Here is a 22313-nt window from a genome sequence, read left to right on the forward strand (position 1 = left end):
CGATGGAGGTTATAATAACCATAGTTATCGTTTCGATATTGATAATTAGTGCGGTTATCGTGATCATGCTAATTATCATGATGGACGCACATTAACGCGCCGCTGAGAGGTTCGGGCACCACTGCTACATCTACCTGGAACACACGCTTGAGGAGTCCAGGCTGGAGTACCTGCGCCGGCGTTCCCTGGGTGACCAGCGCACCTTGTGCCAACAGCACCAACTGGTCGCAATAGCGGCTGGCCTGATTCAGGTCATGCAGCACCGTGACCACCGTTTTGCCCTGTGCCTTTAATTCTCCCATCAGTTTCATCAGTTCGATCTGATGATTGATATCCAGCCAGGTGGTTGGCTCATCCAGCAGCACAATTGGCGTATCTTGCGCTAACAACATCGCCAGGAACACCCGCTGGCGTTGCCCACCGGATAAATCGCTGACCCGCTGCGGCGCCAGATGATCCACCCCCATCCGCTCCATCGCGACCTGCACCTGCGCCTTATCCTGTGCCGATAACCGCCCCCATAACGGCAACCAGGGATGGCGACCATAAGCCACTAACTCGGCTACGCTAACCCCTTCTGGCGTCAGATGCTGTTGTGGCAGCAATGCCAGATACCGTGCCAGTTGCCGCGCGGAAAAGCGCGCCAGGTGTTGATCCCCAATCAACACCTGGCCCTGGCTGGGGATCAACAAACGCGCCAGCGATTTTAATAATGTCGACTTACCACAGCCATTCGGCCCCAGCAGCGCAGTGACTTGCCCGACGGCAAAGCTGACACTGACATCCTGCAAAACGCGCTTGCCCGCGTAGCCCGCAGTCAGATTCTCAACCCTCAGTTGCATCTATCGTGTCCTGATTAACAGCCAGAAGAACCACGGAGCGCCGATTAATGCGGTGATCACACCGGCTGGCAGCTCCATCGGTGGCGACAGGGTGCGTGCCAGCACATCGGCCAGCAGCAACACCAGTGCGCCCAGTAACGCGGAAAACGGCAGCAGGCGGGCATGGCGTCCCCCTACCAGACGGCGCACCAGATGCGGCACCACCAGGCTGATAAAGCTGATCGGTCCACACACCGCGACTGCCAGCGCCGCCAGTGCGACGCCAACCAGCAACACGCCGCATTGAAAAAGGTGTAACGACACGCCAAGGGTCGCCGCACGCTCATCCCCCAGCGCCAGCAGGTCGAGATCGCGGCAGAACGCCAGACTCATCAGCAGCAACACCGGCAACGGTAACGCCAGCAGCACCATCTGCCAGTCGCGCCCCCACAGGCTGCCGGTCAGCCACAGTAGCGCGGTGTTGACATCCTGTGGCCGTGATAACAACAGATAATCGGTGACGCTGGCAAAGCAGGCGGCAAGCGCCACCCCCACCACCGCCAGCCGCAGCGGCGAGGCAGTGCCGGTCAGCCAGTGCAGCATGACCAGCGCAGCGCAGCCACCGGCAAACGCTATCAGCGGTAGCCACACCAGCGGTAAGGCGGGCAACAACAGCAGCGCCAGTAAAGACGCGAGACTGGCGGCATGGTTGACGCCAAGAATATCCGGTGAGGCCAGCGGATTACGGATGATGCCCTGGACCAGCACGCCGGAAACCGCCAGCGCCGCTCCCACCAGCAACGCCAGTACCACACGAGGCAGACGGTACTCCATCACCACGAAATGCGCCTCGCTGCTCACTTGCCAGGCGCTCCACAGCGTTGACCAGGCGAATGACTGCACGCCGAGCTTCAGGCTGACCACCGCGCTGATCGTCAGCAACAGCAACAACAGCGGCAACAGATAGCGTGTCGACATCAGCGTTGCCTCCTTGCCAGCCAGACAAAACCGGGCGCACCGACCAGCGCCAGCACCACTCCGGCGGGGAGTTCACCGGGCCATGCCAGCCCGCGCGCCACGATATCTGCCGTCAACAGCAACGTGGCCCCCAATACCATTGCCATCGGTAGCATGACGCGCAGATCGTACCCGATCCACGCGCGCGCCAGATGTGGCACCAGCAAGCCAATAAACCCCAGCGGTCCTGCCACGCTGACGCAAGCGCCGACCAACAGCAGCAGCGCGATACTCAACCCACCGCGTACCACGCCAATATTGATGCCGAGGCTGTGCGCCGCGCTGTCCCCCATAGCCAGCACGTTGAGCGCACGCGTCTGGGTCAATACCAGCGGGATAATCACCACCATCACCGGTAACAATTGCCACACCTCCTGCCAGCGCGCATGACCAATTCCCCCGGCTAACCAGGTCAGAATGCCGTAGGCATGATCTTCCGCCAGCAGCAACACAATGCGGGTCATTGCCATACAGAAAGCCGATAACGCGATACCAGCGAGGATCAACCGCTGCCGTTCGCGTGTGCCTGCCGCCAGGGTGACGCACAGCCAGCTAAGTGCGCCGCCGCAGGCAGCAATCAACGCCAGTGGATAGCCCTCCAGCTTCACCGGTGCAAAGGCCGACACCAGGGCGATGGCTAACGCCGCGCCGCTGTTGATCCCTAACACCGACGGCGAGGCCAGCGGATTATGGGTCAGCGCCTGTAACAATCCCCCCGCCAGTGCCAGCGCCGCACCCAACAGCACCGCCACCAGCGCACGCGGCAAGCGCAGATTGAACACCAACGCCTCACCGATGCTGCCAGGCTGCCCCGGCCACAACGCATGCAGTGCCGACTGCGGTGCAATCGGCACGGACGAGAAGCTGGTCAGACTAAACCAGAAGGCGCAGAGCAGCAGCACCAGGCTCAGGATCCAACGGGTCATGGCGCAAATAAGGTGACGGCGTCACGCGCAATTTTTTCCGCGGCGAACAAGCCACGCATCCGCGCCCAACTGTTGCTGTCGACGGTACGCACATGATGCTGCTGCGCCGCGCTCAACATCCCCCACAGCGGATCGGCTTCCCAGCGCTTCACAATACTTTCCTGGCGATAGTGCGCCACCAGCAGCCAGTCCGGGTTCTGGGCCAGCAGGTTTTCGAGACCCATCGGCGTCATCGCCGCGCCATTAATCGGATCCGGTACCGTCAGCCCCAGCGCAGCCAGCACACCGCCGGTGTAGCTGTCCCGCGAATGCAGCGTGAACTGATTTTCCCGCGACGTGCCGAACAGCACCCGCGCTCCCTGTGGTAACAGTTTGGCTGCCTCAACGATACGTTGCCGATGCAACGCCAGGCGTTTTCCCATCTCGGCTTTTTTACCCACCACCTCGCCAATGATGGCGGCGGATTGCAGATTTTCTGCGTATGTTTCATTGCGCGACTGAAGCAACAACACCGGGGCGATACGCTGCAACGCGGTGTAAATTCCGCTGTGACGGCTGCTGTCGGCGATAATCAAATCCGGGTGCAGGCTGCTGATGGCCTCCAGGCTGGGCTGCCCGCGCAGCCCGACCGATTGCCAGGGTTGGAGGTGCTCACGCACCTCCGGCAGCAAACGTTGCGGATCGTTATCATCGGCAATTCCCACCGGACTGATATTCACCGCCGCCAACGCATCCGCAAACGACAGTTCCAGCACCACAATCCGTTGCGGTGTCTGGTTGAGGGTAAAGGTACCGTGCTGATCCTGCACCGTCACCGCGCTGGCCTGTCCCATCAACGCCAGCAGCAATAAAAGAACCCGCATGGAGACGTCTCCCGTCAGAATTTCAGTGAACCTTGCAGATAGAAGGTGCGAGGCTGACCGGCATAAATGCCTTTGTTGTTGTCGTCATAGGAACGGGTGAAATATGCCTGATCAAACAGGTTCTTCACCCCGACCGCGAGGTTAAGGTTGGCAAGGCTGGGACCGAAAGCATAATTGGCGCGCGCGCCCCACAGCATAAAGCCAGGGATGCGGCCGGTGCTGCCATCAGCGCTTTCCTGCACGGTGTTGGCGTTATCGGCAAACTGGCTCGACTGGAATTCGCTGTTGATGTTGAAGGTCCAGTTACCTGGTTGGTAATCCACGCCGAAGGTGCCTTTCTGACGCGGAGAGAACGGCACCTGGTTGCCATAGGTGTCGCCTTTTTCGCGGATCTCGGCATTGACGTACGCGTAGCTGGCGTAAACCGACACGTCTTCCAGCGCGGGCGTCAATTCACCGAGGTTGTAACGTACCTGGCTTTCCAGACCGGTATGACGCGTCTTACCGCGCGCGGTAACGGTGTCGTTAGTCTGGTTGGAGTCATACTGGTTGTTGAAATTAATCAGGAACAGGCCAACTTCTGCCGTCAGCGCACCATCGTCATAACGGGTGCCCACTTCCCAGGTACGGGCTTTTTCCGGCTCGACGCTGCCACTTTCCACCGCTTTACCGATCTGGCTGTACTGAACGGTGCCGAAAGATCCTTCGGTGTTGGCATACAGGTTCCAGCTGTCGGTGAGGTGGTACAGCACGTTCAGCGCAGGCAGCGGCGCGTTGTAACTCACGTCCTGACGCGTACCTTTGATCGCGTTGCTCTGGAAGGATTCAATATGTTCAAAACGTATTCCCGGCGTGATGGTCCAGTTACCGACATCGATGCGGTCATCCAGATACCAGGCATGAGCCTCGGTGCCGGAACGGGTATCACGATCGTAAGGACTGGCGGTGGACGGCAGCTCGCCGCTGGCGGTGGGCACGTAGTAACGCATCTCATGGCCGGATTCACTGACATAACGGTAGCCCACACCCACTTCGTGCGCCGTCGGACCCAGGTTAAAGCTCTGGCTATAGCGTGGTTCGATGCCGCGCACCCAATACTCACGCGGTGACAACGTCACGCGAGTCCCTTGTTCCAGATAGCCGCTGCGCAGCGTATGGGTGTAGAAGCCGAGGATATTGAATTTATGCTGCGCATCGGGCTGGAACTGATAGCCGAGGCTGGCGAGCTGGCGACGGCCCCAGAAGCGATCGACCGGACGGGTGGACTGCCAGCGGTCGGCGTCGTAAGCGGCACGGCTCAGGCCGCCCGGCATATCTGCCTCACCGTCGTAATATTGCAGCAGGCTGGTGAAGGTGTGCACATCGTTAGGTTTGTACTGACTTTTCAGCATCACATCATCAATGCGGGTGGCGCTGTGTTCCCGCCAGTCGCTGCCGCGCGTCCCGGAGTAGAGAATTGCGCTACCAAACCCGTTATCGGCGGTGCCCCCGACCAGCAGGTTATGCGTCTCTTTCGGGTTGTTTTGTGACGAGGTCGGGCTAAGCTGCCCTTCCACACCGGCTTCGATACCAAAATCCGCCGGGATTGCCCGCGTCACAAAGTTGACCACGCCACCGACGCTCTGCGGTCCGTAACGCACCGCACCGCCGCCGCGCACCACATCCACTGCATCCATATTGCCGAGCGAAACCGGTGCCAGCGACAGTTGCGGCTGACCATAAGGCGCAAACGGCACCGGGATACCATCCATCAGCACCGTTGAACGACTGGCAAGACGCGGGTTCAGACCGCGAATACCGAAATTCAGCGCCAGGTCATGGCTGCCGGTGCCGTTGTTTTCCGGTGCATTGACACCGGGAATGCGGTTGAGCACCTCGCGCATGGTGGTGGCACCGTTTTTCGCGAACTCTGCGCGACGGATAACATCACGCGCGCCCGGATGTTCAAACACGTCGCTTTCGCGTGCTTCACCCAGCCAGTCACCCACCACCGTCAGGCTCTGTTCATGGGGACGTTGCTTTACCGTCCACAGGTTACCGCCCAACGGACTGGCTTCGAGCTGTGAATCGGCCAGCAGGGCCGCCAGGCCATCCTGCACCGAATAGTCGCCCTGCAAGCCCGCGCTGTGCTTGTCGCGTGCCAGGGTGGCATCCAGCGACAGCGTAATACCCGCCGCAGAGGCGAACTGGTTTAATGCGCTGTCCAACGGGCCGGCAGCAATGTTGTACGGATGGGTGGCCGGTGTGGCCGCCATCACCATTCCCGAGGTAAAAAGTAATGCAGGAAGCAGGTGCAAAGCAGGACGAGAAACAGTCATAACCTCTCCAAAATTTATGATTTTTTGTGGTCTTCAGAGATAAGTCGTATGACGCAGGCAAAAGGGACAATGACGGGACAAAAAAAATTTATCGCCGCGTGACCCGCACCCAATAACGGGTGATGCGATGCAGGACAACAGGCAGGGTTTGCTCCAGCGCCAGTAGCGCCTGGTCGCTGTTCAGCAACGGAAAAGTACCGGTGACGCGTAACTGCGCTGCATCCGCATCGCAACGCAGCATGCCCTGACGGTAACGCGCCAGTTGGTCGATCACTTCCCCCAAAGGACGATCGCTCACGCTGAGCCAGCCGTTAATCCACGCCGGGGCGCGTTCGACGTCGCGGGTCAGTGCACCGAAGCGATCGGCGGTGAAGTGCAGACTTTGCCCCTGCTGTACGGTGAGGGATTGTGTTGCATCATGGTTGAGGCGCACCGCCACCGCATGTTGTGAAACGTGCAGCATCGTGCTGTCGGGCTGTTGCTGCACGCTGAAGGCCGTACCCAGCGCCGTCATCTGCCCCTGACGGGTATAGACCCGCAGCGGACGCTGTGCCGCATCCTTGCCCGTGGTGATGGCCAGGGTGCCCTCAATCAGATCGATCCGCCGTTCCTGGGCCAAAAAACTGACATTTACTGCTGAGGCGGTGTCGAGCGTCAGCAGGCTGCCATCGTCCAGCGGGTAGTGACGGATCTCACCCCGTGCGGTGCGATAATCCGCACGTAATCCGGCGGCATACTCGCTGCGCCACAACGGCCATCCGGCACCCACGCCGACCGCCAGCAGCAACCCCTTAAGCACATGACGCCGCGTTATCTGCGAATCACGCAGTGCTTTGCTGGCCACCTCGCCCGGCATGCCCTGCATTTGTTGACGCAGATTTTCCACCTGCTGCCACGCCCATTGGTTATCCTGATTCGCATCCACCCAGCGCTGCCATTTCAGTTCCTGCTGAGGACTGACGCGTTCACCGCTGAGCACGGCGTACCAGTGCGACGCGCTGCGCAGCGCCTCCCGTTGTGAGCTGGAGAGCGGAGCCGTCACGTCACAACCCCTGCTCGAGACGAAACAGCAGGCAATGCTCGGTGGCTTTCGCCATATATTTCTTTACCGAACTGACTGACACGGCAAGCTGCACGGCAATATCGGCATAGGTGAGGTTATCCAACTGGGACAGCAGAAATGCCTGACGCGCCTTGTGACCCAGTCCATCCAGCATTCGATCCAGTAATTGCAGGGTTTCCAGCTGGCTTTGTTGTACTTCCGGTGAGGGGGCGACCGCTTCAGGGAGCTGGCTGAGTAATTCCAGATACGCGTTTTCCAGCGCGTTACGGCGGAAGCGATCCACCATCACACGTTTGGCGAGCGTACAGAGAAACGATTTGGCATCACGAATATCAGACAGATGATGCCCGGACATCACCCGTAGAAACGTATCCTGAGCGACATCATCCGCATCAAAAGCCGAACGCAACTTGCCCGTCAGCCAGTGCTTCAGCCAGCGGTGATTGGTGGCGTAGAACAGCGCGAGAGAAGGCGCAGCGGGCGATTCAGCAGCAGGCAACATGATGTCAAAGTATGTCAAAAGGTGAAAAGTGTAATGATACTAGCTGCGAATGGTTCTCATTACAACTATGGATGATTTTACCGGACTGCAACGTGAGGTTGCCAGGCCTGGTAGCAGCGCGATTTAAGCTGCGAGAAAAGAGCGTGATAAATCGCGCCGCTACCAAGGCTATTTGAAATACAACGGTGCTCTGACCCGAGGCTTATAAAAGTTATTGTTATAGATCTTTTCAGCCCGTTGCGTGGCAGCGTCATCACAATACTTATCCTTTGGCCCCCCATTATCACAGCGGAAGAATTTTTCATTATGAAATGCGTCCATATATTGCTCTGCTATGGGCGAGACTTCACAATCCATACCTCCTGATTTGGGAATTTCATCATTGGCGAAGATAAGTGCTCTGTTGATTTCAAAATTAGTGTCTTTGTGTCCCGCCACAAGAGCCTCCAGGTTTTCATAGGCGCCACGCGTATTATCTGCGAGATATTGAACCTTGGTGAACTTGTTACAATCGTCAGCGAGATGATCAATCCCTTCATTAATATCCCATATTTTTCCTTGTCGACCCTCCAGTTTTTCTATGTCGCTATCGACATTATTTCCGTGCATACGAAGGATTTTTACGGAAATAGCTGAGTAGGTCGTATTCTGCTTCTCAACAATTTCAATGAAACTTTCGGTATCCATTTTTTCACTTTTCAGATTGGCAATATCATTGCTGACATTCCCCCCAAGGCACTCAGAAGAAACCCCCGTTGATACCGGTTTCCCTGTAACAATTTTCATTTCTTTGATTTCATTATTGATATTATTACACTCATCTCGCCCCCTGGTACGTGCATGATGGATAAGGTGTTTGGCCTTACGATTAAAGTAAGCGATGTCATCCGAGCAATCCTTGAGAGCCTGTGCTGCGGCACGTTTTGTTGCATAAGGGCTGCAATCATTAGAGACAGCAAACAGGCTGATCCCACGTTTGTTTCGCTGCGGCGTGATGCCCGGCGTCTGCCCGACAGGTGAAGCGCCAGCCACCACCGCGACCGTTTGAACCACAAGCAAGCCCAAAAAAACATCCTTCAACGTAAGGGATTTACCGTTCCACTGCGGCGCGCGTAAATTAACACCCTGGTGATTTTCGTCCCGAATTTTCACAACATAATCCTGACTTTTTGGCACCTCCATATTGTTAGTAAATTTCTTAATTTTTTGGGGTAAATGCGTTTTATTCTTATTGTTTACCTTATTGTGGAAGAGGCCGGTGGTTTGGATCAATGAAGCATTGAAATTTAAATTTGGCATAGTTAAATAGTCGCATCGTTGTTATCGCTGCTGGCATGATGTTTTTAATTATGAAAAAATGCTGAATTCTTGTTAAGATGGAATATTTTTACTTGTATTGTTAAAGTTGTGAAAAATAAAGTAAGGCTTTCTCGAACACGTAAGTAACAACCTTAAAAACAACCCCTTATTAATAAATTAAGCCCAGGCATTAATACTTGCCATGATGATATTTATTTACTTTGCGTTATATCAATAAAATGAACGTCGACATATAAAAATCATCATGGCGACGCTGACAGGAGGCAGTTACAGGGGGAGTTCTCAGGCGGATTTTCTGTGTTGCGATTAGCTTGTTTAATGTATTGATGTCATCATTTAAATCACAGACAACGTAACAGCGAGCAACTCCCTTAAAGAGCATGAATTAACTTCAGATCACTGGCAATTTTTATAGCATGCCTGGCATTTTTAGCATTCAACTTGTTAACAATTTTCGCCATATGAAATTTAACTGTATATTCTGTAATATTTGTCAGGCCGGAAATTTCTTTGTATGTTCTTCCCATAGAAGAGTAGTAAAGGATTTCATTCTCTCTATTCGTAAGATTAAAATCAATCAACCTATTAAAGTCCTGGTAGGAGCATAACAGTCTTTGATGTAGCTTGTTAAATAAAAACAGCTGCCGCTCCATGTTTGGCATGTTCCTTTTGACTGTCGGGCTGGAAGATAAATTATATATTGAAAAGAGAACCAAATTATTTTGGTAATCATGAATAATAGCTGTTTGCCCATTCATAACGTTATATTCTCTTGCCTCATGCATCATCTGTGATTCCCGCGAGCCTTGTATTGAGTCTGGTTGCGTTGAGAGTGTTATCTTTTCATCCCAACAAAAACCCTCTATTCTTGACAAAGACATTTGCACAACAGGGTCAGAGAGTTGATGAAGATTTTTCAAATACGTTTCAAACCAATCAGGATGGTTGTTTATGATTTGAATATCATTAAGGTTTCTTTTATTGATTATAAAGTAACCATATTTCACTCCCTCTCCATTCTGCAAGGCATCTTCTAAACTTAACTTTACCTCCTGGTTTATCTCATCATTAGCAAAAAAATAAGACATTAGTTCTTCCCTCTCCTGAATAATTTCAACACACGAGCTTCCATCTCAGAAATACGAAGAACTAATAGCCCAGGAAAAGAGAAATGGGTAATAAACAGGAGAAAAAATGCGAGAGAAATCGAAAAATTAGCGCGACAGTCTACGTGGAGCGCCTATTGACTGACGTTCAATCAGCTCCGCACTGAACGTGGGTAAGGGTTCCAGCATCTCGCCACGAATTTCCGCGATCAACCGGCGCGCGGCTTCGCGCCCCATTTCGTATACCGGCTGTGCCACCACGGTGAGTGGCGGGGAGATAATTTCGCTCCAGGGGAAGTTGTCATACATAACAAACGACAGGTGCTCCGGGATGCGCAAGCCACGCCGTGTCAGCTCGCGCAGCAGCGACATCGCCACCACGCTATCGGAGGCGATCAGTGCGGTGGGTGGACGTGGGCGTTGCCACAGGCGCGCTACGATCTGCTGGATCTGTTCGTCACTCCCGGCATTCACCTGCACCATGCCGGGATCGTAGGGATGTCCGGCAGCCGCAAACGCGCGCATCATGCCATCAACGCGTTGTGCTACCGGGGTCAAACCAAAGTCGCTGAGTTGCTGAAAATCGTGCTCAAGCGTCATGCTGGTGACATACACCACCTCACGGTGTCCCGCCGCAATCAATTGGTGAGTGGCCTGTTGCGCAACGGCGGTAAAATCACAGCATATCGCCTCCACATCCATACCGATAACCGCGCGATCAAATAATTTGAGCGCCCGCCCTTCCGCCTGTACCTGCATCAGATGGCCGTTTTTCTCCCGTTCTGAGCAGCACGGTGTGACGATGATGCCATCCACCTGTTTTTCCAGCATCACCCGGACCGCATCCTGTTCCGCCTGCCATTTTTCATCGCTGTTACTTAACAGCAACTGATAACCGGCCTGACGGGTCACATCCGCCATACCCCGCAGCGCCACACCAAAGTGCGGGTTTTCAATATCCCCGACGATCACCCCGATAGTGTTGGAACGGCCGGTGTTCATGCTGCGCGCCAGCTCATTGGGGCGATAACCCAGGGCGGCAGCCGCATGGTTAACCCGAATCTGAACCTCTTCGCTCACCGCACCATAGCCCCCCAGCGCCCGTGCCGCCTGCGCTTTGGAAACGTTGGCCTCCCGCGCGACATCTGCCACGGTTGGCGCTTTAGAACGCACTTTTTGCTTGGTCATAATTAATTCGAATCACAGGTTGAGGTCAGGATCATTGACGCTGAAAAACGGGTGTGCTTAAACTCATTGTAACTCCTTGAGACCGGTCTCACAATCACTGTGTCTCGCGGAGTCACCTGCGTTGAGACCGGTCTCAAAAACATTACAGCATACCGGCTCAACAGTCTCTGATGTTTAACCTGCAAAAACGGACGAGCTATGAAATCGCATAAATCCCTGCACGCGCTGTTCGGCGCGGCCATCGCCTTGTGTTCGCTTTCCTTTACCACCGTTGCTGTAAGTCAGGACAATCCTTACGGCCTGCTCTCTCCCGGCCATCTGCGCGTCGCCAGCGTTGGCGACTCCAAACCCTATACCTTCACCGACGCCAGCGGCCAGTTCACCGGCTTTGATGTGGAGTTTTTCAAAAATGTCGCCCACCGCATGGGTATCGATCAGGTGGATTTTGTCGGTCAGGATTTCTCCGCCATTCTGCCTGCGGTGGCGAATGGCCAGTTTGATGCTGGCGTCGCCGCCATCGGGATCACCCCGGCGCGCGAAAAAACCGTCGATTTCTCCACCGGCTATCTCGCCGGTTATTTGACGGTGCTGACGCGCAGTGACAGCGGCGTTAAGGATGTCGCCAGCCTGGCGAAACATCGCCTTGGCGTGATTCAAGGGACATTGCAGGAAAGCTATGCGGTGCAGCACTTCACCCAGACGGACATCGTCCGTTTCCCGGATAACAACACCGCCGTCTCCGCGCTGAATAACGGCACGCTGGATGCGGTGTTCCTTGATTATGAAGCGGCGAAAAGTTATGCCGAGCGCTTCAAACTGGTCTCTGCCGCCGATATCCCCTCGTTCAATGCGCCTGCGGGCGTCGCCATTGCCAAAGACAAACCGGCGTTCAAAGCGGCGCTGGACAAAGCCATCAAAGCCGCCATGCAGGATGGCACCTGGAAACAGCTGTATCAGAAGTGGTTTCCCGGCTCGCCCATGCCAAAACAGTATCTGCCTGACGGCCAGTAGATCACGCTTTCAACCGGTGATGGGCTTGCTCATCACCCGCCATGAAGGGAGACGCCGATGGACGTCCTGACAATTCTTTCCCGTACCTTCTTTGATATTCCGTCGATGATGGAGGTGTTGCCGCAGTTGCTGGCGACCGGCCTGGTCAACACCCTGATTATCTCGCTGGCGGCCACCCTGCTCGGCACATTGCTGGGACTGCTGCTGGCGCTGCTGGGGATCTCCCCGTCACGCTGGGTGCGCCTGCCCGCACGGATGTATACCGACCTGTTTCGCGGCCTGCCGTCGATTCTCACTATTTTGCTGATCGGTCAGGGATTAGCGCGCTTCAGTTATCAACTGTTTGGCCCGTCGCCCTACCCGCTGGGCATTTTCGCCCTCAGCCTGATTGCCAGCGCCTATATGGGGGAGATCTTCCGGGCCGGGATTCAGAGCGTAGAACGCGGCCAGATGGAAGCCTGTCGTGCACTCGGTATGAGTTATAGCCGGGCGATGCGGCTGGTGGTGATCCCACAGGGGATCCGCCGTGTGCTGCCCGCCATCGTTAACCAGTTTATCGCCATCATTAAAGATTCCTCGCTGGTGTATCTGCTCGGGTTGATGACCAACCAGCGCGAACTGTTTCGTGTCGGCCAGGACGCTGCGGTGCTGACCGGCAACCTGTCGCCGCTGATGCTGGCTGGGTTGTTCTATCTGATCATCACCGTACCGCTGACGCATATGGTGAACTACGTCGATGTGCGTTATCGCACCGGACGCCGTCGCCGCAGCGCGCCACAAAGCGGTCTGAAGGAAGTGGAGGAAGTGCAGAAACCCACGAATAACGCGCTGTTCAGCAGCCTGGGAGGTAATCATGACTGAGGCAAGCTGGAAAGGTGCCAGCCTGGAGTTGCGTAATTTGTCACTGGCTTATGGTCCGATTGAGGTGTTGCGTCGGGTATCCCTGACAGTGGCTCCCGGCACCACCACCTGCATCATCGGGCCGTCCGGTTCCGGTAAGTCCACCCTGCTGCGCGGCATCAACCGACTACACGAGCCACAATCCGGCGATGTGTTGCTGGCCGGACGCTCGGTGTTGCGTGACAAACCCGATGCCCTGCGCCTGCGGATTGGCATGGTGTTTCAACATTTCAACCTGTTTCCCGATCATAGCGCGCTGGAAAACGTGGCGCTGGCCCCGTGGAAAGTGAAAGGTTTGCCAAAATCCCAGGCGATCGCCATCGCCCGCCAGCGCCTGGACGAAGTGGGACTGGGCCAGCGTGCCGATCATCATCCGCGCGATCTGTCTGGCGGTCAGCAACAGCGTGTGGCCATCGCCAGAGCGCTGGCGATGGACCCGGAAGTGATGCTGTTTGATGAAGCTACGTCGGCACTGGATCCCGAGCTGGTGAAAGGTGTGTTGACCCTGATGGCGGATTTGTGTCGGCGCGGCATGACGATGGTGGTGGTGACGCATGAGATGGGGTTTGCGCGCAAAGTCGCCGATCAGGTGGTGTTTATGGACGAAGGCGAGATTATCGAAGCGGGCAGCCCGGCAGCGCTGTTTGATAACCCGCAGTCGCCGCGTCTGCAACGTTTTCTTTCTGAAGTGCTGTGAACAAGGAATCCAACATGGCGGTAAAAAAAGTGGTGGTAATGGGTGGCGGCGTGCTGGGCGTGTCCAGTGCACTGCAACTGGCGCAACGCGGCATCGCGGTGACGCTGGTGACTGAGGCTGCGTTATGTTCCGGCGCATCGGGGCGTTCGTTGTCGTGGCTCAACTCGGCAGGCGAACGATCAACGGCCTATCATGCGCTGCGTATGGCGGGTATCGACCGCTACCGCACGCTGTTTGCCCAAGATCCGACGCGGAACTGGTTGCGCTTTGACGGCGCGGTGTTCTGGACCACGGGAGATGGCACGGCTCTCCGGGCGCGACATGCGTATGAAAAAGCGCACGGCTATGACTCACATCTTGTTAGCTGTGAAGATCTGCCACAAATCAAACCCGATGCATTTAGCGGAGAAGCGATTATTAATCCGGGCGAGGGTTGGGTCAGTTTACCCGACCTGATGACTTATCTGGCGGATAAGCTCCGGGGACTGGGTGGCGAGATTATCGAGGGAGCCGGACCGGCTCAGGTGGTTACCCGCGAAGGCCGTGCCTGCGGTGTGCGTTGGCAAGGGGGTGAGTTAGCGGCGGATGCGGTGCTGGTGGCCTGCGGTCCCGCCACGCCTGATGTGGTGGCCCCGCTGGGTGTACAGATCCCCAATGGTTCGCCACTCTCGATGTTGGTGATCACCCAACCTGCGGGGCAAAAATTAACCGCAGTGTTGAACACGCCGCGCGTGGCGGTACGTCCCGATCCCGGCAACCGGCTGGCACTGGATCATGACTGGTATGAACACGACATCCAGCCACTTACCACCGGTGGATTTACTATCGATGAAAAGGTGGTGCAGCAACTGGTGGGTGAAGCGAAAAAACTCCTGCCAGACGGCGCGGATTTGCAGGCGCAAAGCTGGAAGATCGGTTACAAACCGATTCCCGGCGACGGTGAACCGGTGCTGGGCGAGTTGCAAAAGGTGCCGGGTTGTTTTGTCGCCTTTACCCATTCCGGGGCGACACTGGCATTGATCGTCGGGGAGCTGCTGGCGGAAGAGATCATGAGCGGCGAACAGCACCCTATGCTGGCAGAGTTCCGACCGGAACGTTTTGGCTGATTGATGGTGCCATGCGCCACTGCCCGTTGGCAGCGCGGGGTGGCGCGTCATGTTATCCTTCCCGGTCAAGCAAGAATTGCCGGGCAAAATCTTTACTACGCTGCAAGGCCTCAGCCGCTGGGGTGTGGACCATCTGTCCCGAGACAAAATCAAAGGTAGCCATAACAGGTACGTTTTCCACCATCAATGGTTTCAATGGGGTTGTGGGATCAGCGAACCAGCAGAATTGCGTCTTCATCTCTGTGGCTAATGTTTGAACAGGCAATGAAGGGGGGATCGTAGGGCATCTGTCAGGGGCTGTTTCAGGAATTTGCTCTAAAGAAGGGTTTGGATTGCATTCAGATAAAGGACCGGAATTAACCGTTGGTTCGCGGACAGGCTCATCCTTTTTCAGAATGGCAGTGTGGTGATCATAAAGTGCAAATTCTATCCCTGATTGCGTGGCATACAGTGAAATCAGGCTACATGTCATATCGTGACGGCCATCACGCAAAAGGAGTTTTTGTAACTGTTCAACGGTTATTTCTGACGGGCAACCACTGTTTCTCAGGCGGAAATTGAAATCAAGAGAGTTTACTCTTTCATCGCTGAATAACGCCTTCTTTTCCTTGTACCACTGTTCCGTCTTTTTGGGGATAACTGTGTTGGCGATCATATGACTAAGCTCAATATCCGTCCATGTCATACTTTCTTTCAGATTTCTCAATGCAAATCTCAATTGTTCTTTGGATAGATTCAAGGCCGAAAATTGAGGATTTAATTGCATCAACACCAGTTTAGTTAAATCACAAAGTATCATTTTATATGTTGTGAGAAGGGATTTTATGCCTGCAATTTGCGCCTTATTTGCAGGTTCCCACATGTCCATCTCTTGCTGCATCCGTTGAGTTAATGCATTCCGTACCGTCGTCTCGGATACACCAGATGTGATTATTTTATCCAGAACCTCTCGCATTTTACTTTGCTTTAAGACTTCTATCGCATTGAAACTAAAAGGGGATAGAAGTTCAATGACGATATCTACTCGGTGCAATTTTTCACCCTTTTGAATTCTCTTTTCAATATTATCCCACCGCGCAGGAACAATTTTTTTAATTTTCTTCAGCAGGTTATCAGTAATCATTTTATACTGGTTTCGGTAGTTATCTGATTTTACCCAATTGTAACAATTACTTTTCCCGGTGTTTTGTTGCTTAGTATTGCTGTGAAGCGTTCCGTCGGTGTTTATACTCCTTTTTATGGGGCGGGTACCTTCCTGTTTCGTCTGAGTATGAGGTTTTATGAAAAGATGAACATCCGCGCTTCCATAGTTAACTTCCATATCGATTTCCTTTCATTTTACATTGATAGAATTTCTCTCAGGTTAATTTTAAGATGAAACCTTCACCTTTGGTAACTTTATTCCTTCTGTCACACATGCCACGCGGTCACATCACATTTGTATTAAGCTTAAATTGTGATCAATGTCTCACTTAGAGTCAGGAGGAAGAGATGAATGGTTTATCACGTCGTCACTTTATGGGGGTGTTATCGGGTCTGACGTTGAGTGCGCCTGTGCTGTTGAACCGCTATGCCAGCGCTGTGCCTGCGCCAGACAACGTCAAACTGCTGCGCTTAGAACGCAACAACTGGGTGCCAAATAACCCCCATTTGCCGGTTATTTTCTATCAAAGCGTGTTGCCGCCTGCACCCGCCATGACCACCCCCACCGAAAGTTTGTTTGAGAATAACGACTGGCCGCCACAGTGGGTCGCGTCCATTTTCGGCTTTCATCATTATCACAGCACCGCCCATGAAGTGCTGGGGTGCGTCAGTGGCCATGCGAAAGTGATACTGGGGGGACCAGGAGGAGAAGTGATCTCGATGACGGCAGGTGATGTCGCCCTGCTCCCCGCCGGCACCGGACATTGTAATCAGGGCAGCAGCGAGGATTTCCAGGTGGTGGGTGCCTATCCGCCCCATCAACAATGGGATATTTGCCGCACGGCACCGACCCCAGAGATGCTGCAACGTATCAGCCAGTTACCGTTCCCGGAGAGCGATCCGGTTAGCGGACGTCATGGTCCCCTGACCCATAGCTGGTAACGGGGGGTAATATCCATATCGTCACCGGGTGTTGAAAAATTCACCACAGGGTTTTACAATCGTTGTACGGGACTATCCCGTACATACTCTTCAATAACAGGTACAAAATCATGGTAGCCGTGACCAGGAAGGAGCGCCTCGAATTCCGTGTGAGCGCAGACATGAAGGCAGATATAGAAACCGCTGCTCAGCTCGTCAGGGTCAGTGCATCTCAGTTCATCGCTGAGTCGGCGTATGAAAGGGCGAGAAACGTGATACAAGAACATAGTCGAATCAAACTCACGGATGAATCATGGAATGCAGTGAGAGATGCGCTGGATAATCCTCCTGCGCCAAATAAACGCTTTATTGATGCAGTTGAACGCATGAAAAAGGACTCAAGCTGGGAATGGGAAGACTAAAGAAAGGAATTCATCCGTACAAGCTTAGTGAAAGTTATCACACCGAAAGTTTTAACTGTGGTCGTCCTGAATTAAACGATTTTTTAGTCAACCACCTGAGACGCCAGCAGCAAAACCACCTGCTGCGCGCCTATACGCTTCAATCCGATGAAGCCGTGCCACAGATTATGGGATATTACACATTGTCTGGTGGTTCCTTTGCCAAAGCGGGAATGAGCAACGTACAACGTAAACAGGTGCCTTATCGGGACGCCCCCTGTATCCTTTTGGGGCGACTTGCTATCGATAATCGCCTGAAGGGCAAAGGCTTTGGTTCGATGATGGTGGCTGATGCCGCTCGCCGAGTGTACGCAGCAGGGCAAAGTGTTGGCGTATTTGCTCTGACTGTTGAAGCGAAAGATGAAGATGCCGCAGATTTTTATACCCGTCTGGGATTCAGGCGGCTTACTACACCCGATAACCGCCTGATTCTTTTCTACCCGACAACAGCGTTACATTCGCTTATTGAACTGTACCCACCGCTTATAACTTAACCCCGCGATAAATCGCGTCGCGACGACAGATGTACCGATAACCGCTGCCGACGCAGCCAGATCAGTTTATAAGCCGCAGGGATGATAAACAGCGACAACAGCGGCGCGGTGATCATGCCGCCGATCATTGGCGCAGCGATACGGCTCATCACCTCCGATCCCGCCCCACTCCCCCACAGAATTGGCAGCAGGCCCGCAATGATCACCGCAACCGTCATCGCTTTAGGCCGCACACGCAGCACCGCCCCCTGATACAACGCCTGATCCAGCCCTTGTTGCGTGAAGGTGGTCGGGTGAGCCAGCGCAGGATCCGCCTCAATGGCGTGGCGCAGATACATCAACATCACCACGCCAAATTCCGCCGCCACCCCGGCCAGCGCAATAAACCCGGTGCCGGTCGCCACCGACAGATGGAATCCCTGCCACCAGAGAAACCAAATGCCGCCCACCAGTGCGAAAGGCAGGCTCATCAGGATCAGCAGAGCTTCATCAACGCGGCGAAATGCCAGATACAGCAGGATAAAGATAATCATCACCGTCATCGGCACCATCAGTTTCAGTTTCTTGTTGGCATGTTCCAGTAACTCAAACTGACCGGAGAAGGTGACGCTGGTGCCTGGCTTCAGCGTGACCTGCCCGGCAATCGCGGTTTTCAGATCCTCCACCACGGAGACCATGTCACGGCCACGGGCATCAATGTAGATCCAACTGGCGGGTCGGGCATTCTCGGTTTTCAACATGGTGGGGCCAGTAACCACCCGGACATCCGCCACGTCGCCCAGGGTGATTTGTTGTTTCATCGGGGTGAGGATCGGTAACTGCCGTAGCGCTGCCGGGCTATCGCGGTAACCTTGCGGGTAGCGCATGTTAATCGGATAACGCGCCACGCCTTCCACCGTTTCACCCACCGTGGTGCCACCAATCGCTGAAGAGACAAATAACTGTACATCGCCCACCGTCATGCCATAACGTGCCGCTTTTTCCCGATTGATATCCACATCAATGTAACGCCCGCCTTGCAGACGTTCCGCCAGGGCTGACACCACGCCGGGCACGGTTTTTGCCACCGCTTCAATACGCTGCGCGCTGTCATCGATATCCGCAAGCGACGTGCCGGACACCTTGATGCCTATCGGGCTTTTAATCCCGGTGGAGAGCATATCGATGCGATTGCGAATCGGCGGCACCCACAGGTTTGCCAGGCCTGGCAGGCGCACCCTGGCGTCCAGTTCATCAATAATTTTGTCGAGGGTCATGCCTGGCCGCCACTCGCTTTCCGGTTTCAGTTGAATCGTGGTTTCCACCATCTCCAGCGGTGCCGCATCGGTGGCGGTTTCCGCTTTACCGGTTTTGCCAAAAACCGAGGCTACTTCGGGTACGGTTTTGATCAGTTTATCGGTAGTCTGCAACAACGCCGCCGCCTGTCCCGGTGACACGCCCGGCAAGGTCGAAGGCATATAGAGCAGATCTCCTTCGTTAATTTTTGGCAGGAATTCACCACCCACCTGACTTAGCGGCCACCACACGGTCAGGATTGACAACGCGGCCGCCGCTAACGTCAGCTTCGGCCAGTGCAGCACCTTCAGCAGCAGCGGGTGATACATTTTGATCAATACCCGGTTAAGCGGGTTGCGGGTTTCCGCCGGTATTTTGCCTCTGATCCACAGCCCCATCAGAATCGGGATCACGATAATCGCCAGCGCCGCCGCGCCAGCCATCGCATAGGTTTTGGTAAACGCCAGCGGGCCAAACAGCCGCCCTTCCTGGCCTTCAAGGGTGAAAATCGGGATAAACGACAAGGTAATAATCAGCAGGCTGATAAACAACGCCGGTCCAACTTCGACGGAGGCATCGGTAATCACCTTCCAGCGACTTGCGCTGTCGATGGGCGTGTCCGGGTGCTGATGTTGCCACTCTTCAAGCCGTTTGTGGGCGTTTTCAATCATCACAATCGCCGCATCCACCATCGCCCCCACCGCAATGGCGATACCGCCCAGCGACATGATGTTGGCATTCAACCCCTGGAAATGCATCACGATAAAGGCGATACACAACCCGAGCGGCAACGAGATAATCGCCACCAGCGCCGAGCGCACATGCCACAGGAACAACGCGCACACCAGCGCCACCACCAGAAATTCCTCCAGCAACTTGTGGCTCAGGTTATCGATGGCACGATCGATCAACTGGCTGCGGTCATAGGTGGTCACCACCTCAACCCCGGCGGGCAGGCTGTGTTTCAGGGTGGCGAGCTTTTCGCGCACTGCACCAATCACCTCGCGCGCGTTTTTGCCGGAGCGCAGGATAATCACTCCGCCAGCCACTTCGCCTTCACCGTTAAGTTCAGCGATACCTCGCCGCATTTCCGGTCCAGTCTGTACCCGCGCCACCTCACCCAGCGTAACCGGCACCCCGTTGGCGGTAGTTTTCAATACGATATGATTGAAGTCGTCCAGGGTTTTCAGGTAGCCACTGGCCCGCACCATATATTCCGCTTCGGCGATTTCCACCGAGGAACCGCCCGCTTCCTGATTGGAGGCTTCAATCGCCGATTTAACTTCCGCCAGGCTGATACCGTATTGCGCCAGTTGCACCGGGTTGACCTGGATCTGGTACTGCTTCACCACCCCGCCCACCGAGGCAACCTCCGCCACATCCGGAATGGTTTTCAGTTCATACTTCAGGAACCAATCCTGCAAGGAACGCAACTCGGCCAGATCGTGCTTACCGCTGTGATCCACCAGCGCATACTCATAAATCCAGCCGACACCAGTGGCGTCCGGGCCGATCTCGGAACTGACGCCAGCCGGTAATTTTCCCTGCACCTGGTTCAGGTACTCCAGCACCCGGGATCGCGCCCAGTAGAGGTCGGTACCGTCAGCAAAAATCACATAAACATACGAGTCGCCAAACTGTGAAAAACCGCGCACCGTTTTCGCGCCCGGCACGGACAGCATGGTGGTGGTGAGCGGATAAGTGACCTGGTTTTCCACAATCTGCGGTGCCTGGCCGGGATAGCTGGTTTTGATGATCACCTGCACATCAGAAAGATCGGGCAAGGCATCAACCGGGGTGTTGATGATAGTCCAGCCGCCCCAGAGGCTGAGAAACACCACGCCCATCATCACCAGAAAGCGGTTGGCGACCGAACGTCGGATAATCCATTCAATCATGGTCGTGCTCCGCCTGACGCATCCGCGCCAGCGCTCCGCTGATATTGGCTTCCGAGTCAATCAGGAAGAGTCCGTTGGCCACAATGGATTCCCCTTCCTGCAACCCGTCAGCAATGCCGGTTTGTTGCGATGTGGCCTGCAACACGCGAATGGCTTTCGGCAGAAAGCGCCCCGCGTGATCTACGGTAATCACGCGCTGTTCATCACCGGTATCGATCACCGCCTGGGACGGGATCAGCAACATCTCGTCGCTTTGGCTTTGCAGTTGCAAAAACGCATTCATGCCGGGTTTCAGCAATTCATCACGGTTATCCACTTGCAGGCGCACCTGAAGCGTGCGCGTGGTCTGATCCACACTCGGCAAAAGGGTCCATTTTTCGATCCTGAACGAGTGGTTCGGATACGCCGGCACCGACACGGCAAACCGGGAATGGTCGTTCAGCAATCCGGCGACCGCTTCCGGCACCGCCGCGCTGATCCATACCGGGTCCATGCCCTGAATCTGTGCGACCACCTTGTCTTTCGAAATGTTCATGCCGCTGCGCAGATCAAAGGCGGTAATCACGCCATCAATCGGCGCTTTAATGGTGAAACGGGTCTGAATGCTGCGCGAGGTGCGTAAACGCTGGATATCTTCTTCCGGCATTCCCGCCAGACGCAAACGCTCCAGAATTCCTTTCACCTGGGTTGTCGAACCACCGCTACTGGACAACAACAAATATTCGCTCTGCGCCGTGACCCATTCAGGAATGGTAATATCGATCAGCGGTGTGCCTTTTGGCACCTTATCGCCAAGGGTGAGCGGGTATACCTTCTCCACAAACCCATCGGCGCGCGCCTGAACAATCACAAACTGATAATCGTTAAAACTGACGTTGGCCGGAAGGGTGCGGCTATATTGCAGGCGACCTTTGCTGACTTGTACCGTCTTCATGCCAAGGTTCTGCACCTGCACCGGATCAATACGGATACCGTTGCTGTTTGCCGCGTCGCCCTCATCGGCGTATTTCGGCACCAGGTCCATATCCATAAAGGGAGACTTACCCGGCTTGTCGAATTTCGTATCGGGTTTCATCGGGTCATACCAGAATAAAACTTTGCGCTCTGCTGTGGGAGAAACGGCTTTTTCGCTGGTGGTAAAATAAGGGAAAGCTGCAACAGCAATCAGCCCGCCGATTATCAAACTACCGAGAGCCACAGCAGCATATTTATAGGTTAACGATGCCATGATGTGATTATTCCGTTGTCCGTAGCGGTGCGATATTTAAACCCCGCGCGATAAA

At 54.8% G+C, this 22313-nt stretch carries 20 protein-coding genes; 7 read left to right on the forward strand and 13 right to left on the reverse strand.

The window, feature by feature from the left end:
- Nucleotides 1-68 precede the first annotated feature (68 nt).
- The 10 genes from fecE to AC6I8T_RS24535 form a co-directional block, all read right to left on the reverse strand.
- Nucleotides 69-842: a Fe(3+) dicitrate ABC transporter ATP-binding protein FecE gene (gene fecE, locus AC6I8T_RS24490; protein ID WP_497834639.1), complete on the reverse strand. Its 774-nt coding sequence runs from the start codon at nucleotides 840-842 to the stop codon at nucleotides 69-71.
- Entirely contained in the window at nucleotides 843-1799 is a 957-nt protein-coding gene (fecD, locus tag AC6I8T_RS24495; protein WP_497834640.1) for a Fe(3+) dicitrate ABC transporter permease subunit FecD, read from the reverse strand.
- Nucleotides 1799-2764, reverse strand: coding sequence for an iron-dicitrate ABC transporter permease FecC (gene fecC, locus AC6I8T_RS24500; RefSeq protein ID WP_497834641.1), 966 nt, complete (start codon nucleotides 2762-2764; stop codon nucleotides 1799-1801). Before fecC ends, fecD begins: the two co-directional genes overlap by 1 nt.
- Nucleotides 2761-3627 (reverse strand): Fe(3+) dicitrate ABC transporter substrate-binding protein, encoded by an 867-nt coding sequence (locus AC6I8T_RS24505; protein ID WP_497834642.1) that lies wholly within the window; start codon nucleotides 3625-3627, stop codon nucleotides 2761-2763. The genes fecC and AC6I8T_RS24505 overlap by 4 nt, the downstream gene beginning before the upstream one ends.
- A 14-nt stretch (nucleotides 3628-3641) precedes the next feature.
- The gene (fecA, locus tag AC6I8T_RS24510) at nucleotides 3642-5945 is read right to left on the reverse strand and encodes a TonB-dependent Fe(3+) dicitrate receptor FecA (RefSeq protein ID WP_497834643.1); all 2304 of its coding nucleotides are present in this window, start codon (nucleotides 5943-5945) and stop codon (nucleotides 3642-3644) included.
- An 88-nt stretch (nucleotides 5946-6033) separates the two neighbouring features.
- Nucleotides 6034-6987 carry a ferric citrate uptake sigma factor regulator FecR gene (gene fecR / locus AC6I8T_RS24515; RefSeq protein ID WP_497834644.1) on the reverse strand — a complete coding sequence of 318 codons (954 nt, stop codon included), beginning with the start codon at nucleotides 6985-6987 and terminating at the stop codon, nucleotides 6034-6036.
- Nucleotide 6988: 1 nt separating this feature from the next.
- A complete protein-coding gene (gene fecI, locus AC6I8T_RS24520) occupies nucleotides 6989-7510 on the reverse strand; it encodes a ferric citrate uptake sigma factor FecI (protein ID WP_497834645.1) in 522 nt (173 codons plus the stop codon).
- A 168-nt stretch (nucleotides 7511-7678) separates the two neighbouring features.
- Complete coding sequence (locus tag AC6I8T_RS24525; RefSeq protein ID WP_497834646.1) at nucleotides 7679-8809, reverse strand: hypothetical protein; 1131 nt, start codon at nucleotides 8807-8809, stop codon at nucleotides 7679-7681.
- A gap of 392 nt (nucleotides 8810-9201) precedes the next feature.
- A complete protein-coding gene (locus AC6I8T_RS24530) occupies nucleotides 9202-9918 on the reverse strand; it encodes a helix-turn-helix transcriptional regulator (protein ID WP_497834647.1) in 717 nt (238 codons plus the stop codon).
- Between the two features lie 126 nt (nucleotides 9919-10044).
- Nucleotides 10045-11124: a LacI family DNA-binding transcriptional regulator gene (locus AC6I8T_RS24535; protein WP_497834648.1), complete on the reverse strand. Its 1080-nt coding sequence runs from the start codon at nucleotides 11122-11124 to the stop codon at nucleotides 10045-10047.
- Nucleotides 11125-11322: 198 nt separating this feature from the next.
- Between AC6I8T_RS24535 and AC6I8T_RS24540 the strand changes: the two genes are divergently transcribed.
- The 4 genes from AC6I8T_RS24540 to AC6I8T_RS24555 are packed head-to-tail and all read left to right on the forward strand — an operon-like array spanning nucleotide 11323 to nucleotide 14838.
- Entirely contained in the window at nucleotides 11323-12135 is an 813-nt protein-coding gene (locus AC6I8T_RS24540; RefSeq protein WP_021185442.1) for an ABC transporter substrate-binding protein, read from the forward strand.
- A 57-nt stretch (nucleotides 12136-12192) separates the two neighbouring features.
- Nucleotides 12193-12996: an amino acid ABC transporter permease gene (locus AC6I8T_RS24545; RefSeq protein WP_208726859.1), complete on the forward strand. Its 804-nt coding sequence runs from the start codon at nucleotides 12193-12195 to the stop codon at nucleotides 12994-12996.
- Nucleotides 12989-13732, forward strand: a complete 744-nt coding sequence (locus tag AC6I8T_RS24550) for an amino acid ABC transporter ATP-binding protein (protein ID WP_497834649.1) — start codon at nucleotides 12989-12991, stop codon at nucleotides 13730-13732. The genes AC6I8T_RS24545 and AC6I8T_RS24550 overlap by 8 nt, the downstream gene beginning before the upstream one ends.
- A gap of 14 nt (nucleotides 13733-13746) precedes the next feature.
- A complete protein-coding gene (locus AC6I8T_RS24555) occupies nucleotides 13747-14838 on the forward strand; it encodes an NAD(P)/FAD-dependent oxidoreductase (RefSeq protein ID WP_497834650.1) in 1092 nt (363 codons plus the stop codon).
- Nucleotides 14839-14890: 52 nt separating this feature from the next.
- Here the strand turns inward: AC6I8T_RS24555 and AC6I8T_RS24560 are convergent, their stop codons facing one another.
- Complete coding sequence (locus AC6I8T_RS24560; protein WP_497834651.1) at nucleotides 14891-16159, reverse strand: hypothetical protein; 1269 nt, start codon at nucleotides 16157-16159, stop codon at nucleotides 14891-14893.
- 170 nt (nucleotides 16160-16329) lie between these two features.
- Between AC6I8T_RS24560 and AC6I8T_RS24565 the strand changes: the two genes are divergently transcribed.
- From AC6I8T_RS24565 to AC6I8T_RS24575, 3 genes are all read left to right on the forward strand, one after another.
- On the forward strand, nucleotides 16330-16923 hold the full coding sequence (locus tag AC6I8T_RS24565; protein ID WP_497834652.1) for a cupin: 594 nt from the start codon (nucleotides 16330-16332) through the stop codon (nucleotides 16921-16923).
- A 110-nt stretch (nucleotides 16924-17033) separates the two neighbouring features.
- Entirely contained in the window at nucleotides 17034-17324 is a 291-nt protein-coding gene (locus AC6I8T_RS24570) for a type II toxin-antitoxin system TacA family antitoxin (RefSeq protein WP_497834653.1), read from the forward strand.
- Nucleotides 17312-17857, forward strand: a complete 546-nt coding sequence (locus AC6I8T_RS24575) for a GNAT family N-acetyltransferase (protein WP_497834654.1) — start codon at nucleotides 17312-17314, stop codon at nucleotides 17855-17857. Before AC6I8T_RS24570 ends, AC6I8T_RS24575 begins: the two co-directional genes overlap by 13 nt.
- Here AC6I8T_RS24575 and AC6I8T_RS24580 read toward each other — a convergent pair.
- Together AC6I8T_RS24580 and AC6I8T_RS24585 are read right to left on the reverse strand one after the other, a co-directional pair.
- Nucleotides 17854-21030, reverse strand: a complete 3177-nt coding sequence (locus tag AC6I8T_RS24580) for a CusA/CzcA family heavy metal efflux RND transporter (RefSeq protein WP_497834655.1) — start codon at nucleotides 21028-21030, stop codon at nucleotides 17854-17856. The two genes, AC6I8T_RS24575 and AC6I8T_RS24580, sit on opposite strands and share 4 nt — an antisense overlap.
- On the reverse strand, nucleotides 21023-22258 hold the full coding sequence (locus AC6I8T_RS24585) for an efflux RND transporter periplasmic adaptor subunit (RefSeq protein WP_497834656.1): 1236 nt from the start codon (nucleotides 22256-22258) through the stop codon (nucleotides 21023-21025). Before AC6I8T_RS24585 ends, AC6I8T_RS24580 begins: the two co-directional genes overlap by 8 nt.
- Between the last annotated feature and the right edge of the window lie 55 nt (nucleotides 22259-22313).

Source organism: Pantoea sp. X-Soil-OKNW-556 (assembly GCF_059730695.1).

Coding starts and splice junctions, on each gene's coding strand:
- fecE (WP_497834639.1), bottom strand. CDS start 842: ATGCAACTGAGGGTTGAGAATCTGACTGCGGGCTACGCGGGCAAGCGC.
- fecD (WP_497834640.1), bottom strand. CDS start 1,799: ATGTCGACACGCTATCTGTTGCCGCTGTTGTTGCTGTTGCTGACGATC.
- fecC (WP_497834641.1), bottom strand. CDS start 2,764: ATGACCCGTTGGATCCTGAGCCTGGTGCTGCTGCTCTGCGCCTTCTGG.
- AC6I8T_RS24505 (WP_497834642.1), bottom strand. CDS start 3,627: ATGCGGGTTCTTTTATTGCTGCTGGCGTTGATGGGACAGGCCAGCGCG.
- fecA (WP_497834643.1), bottom strand. CDS start 5,945: ATGACTGTTTCTCGTCCTGCTTTGCACCTGCTTCCTGCATTACTTTTT.
- fecI (WP_497834645.1), bottom strand. CDS start 7,510: ATGTTGCCTGCTGCTGAATCGCCCGCTGCGCCTTCTCTCGCGCTGTTC.
- AC6I8T_RS24525 (WP_497834646.1), bottom strand. CDS start 8,809: ATGCCAAATTTAAATTTCAATGCTTCATTGATCCAAACCACCGGCCTC.
- AC6I8T_RS24530 (WP_497834647.1), bottom strand. CDS start 9,918: ATGTCTTATTTTTTTGCTAATGATGAGATAAACCAGGAGGTAAAGTTA.
- AC6I8T_RS24535 (WP_497834648.1), bottom strand. CDS start 11,124: ATGACCAAGCAAAAAGTGCGTTCTAAAGCGCCAACCGTGGCAGATGTC.
- AC6I8T_RS24540 (WP_021185442.1), top strand. CDS start 11,323: ATGAAATCGCATAAATCCCTGCACGCGCTGTTCGGCGCGGCCATCGCC.
- AC6I8T_RS24545 (WP_208726859.1), top strand. CDS start 12,193: ATGGACGTCCTGACAATTCTTTCCCGTACCTTCTTTGATATTCCGTCG.
- AC6I8T_RS24550 (WP_497834649.1), top strand. CDS start 12,989: ATGACTGAGGCAAGCTGGAAAGGTGCCAGCCTGGAGTTGCGTAATTTG.
- AC6I8T_RS24555 (WP_497834650.1), top strand. CDS start 13,747: ATGGCGGTAAAAAAAGTGGTGGTAATGGGTGGCGGCGTGCTGGGCGTG.
- AC6I8T_RS24560 (WP_497834651.1), bottom strand. CDS start 16,159: ATGGAAGTTAACTATGGAAGCGCGGATGTTCATCTTTTCATAAAACCT.
- AC6I8T_RS24565 (WP_497834652.1), top strand. CDS start 16,330: ATGAATGGTTTATCACGTCGTCACTTTATGGGGGTGTTATCGGGTCTG.
- AC6I8T_RS24570 (WP_497834653.1), top strand. CDS start 17,034: ATGGTAGCCGTGACCAGGAAGGAGCGCCTCGAATTCCGTGTGAGCGCA.
- AC6I8T_RS24575 (WP_497834654.1), top strand. CDS start 17,312: ATGGGAAGACTAAAGAAAGGAATTCATCCGTACAAGCTTAGTGAAAGT.
- AC6I8T_RS24580 (WP_497834655.1), bottom strand. CDS start 21,030: ATGATTGAATGGATTATCCGACGTTCGGTCGCCAACCGCTTTCTGGTG.
- AC6I8T_RS24585 (WP_497834656.1), bottom strand. CDS start 22,258: ATGGCATCGTTAACCTATAAATATGCTGCTGTGGCTCTCGGTAGTTTG.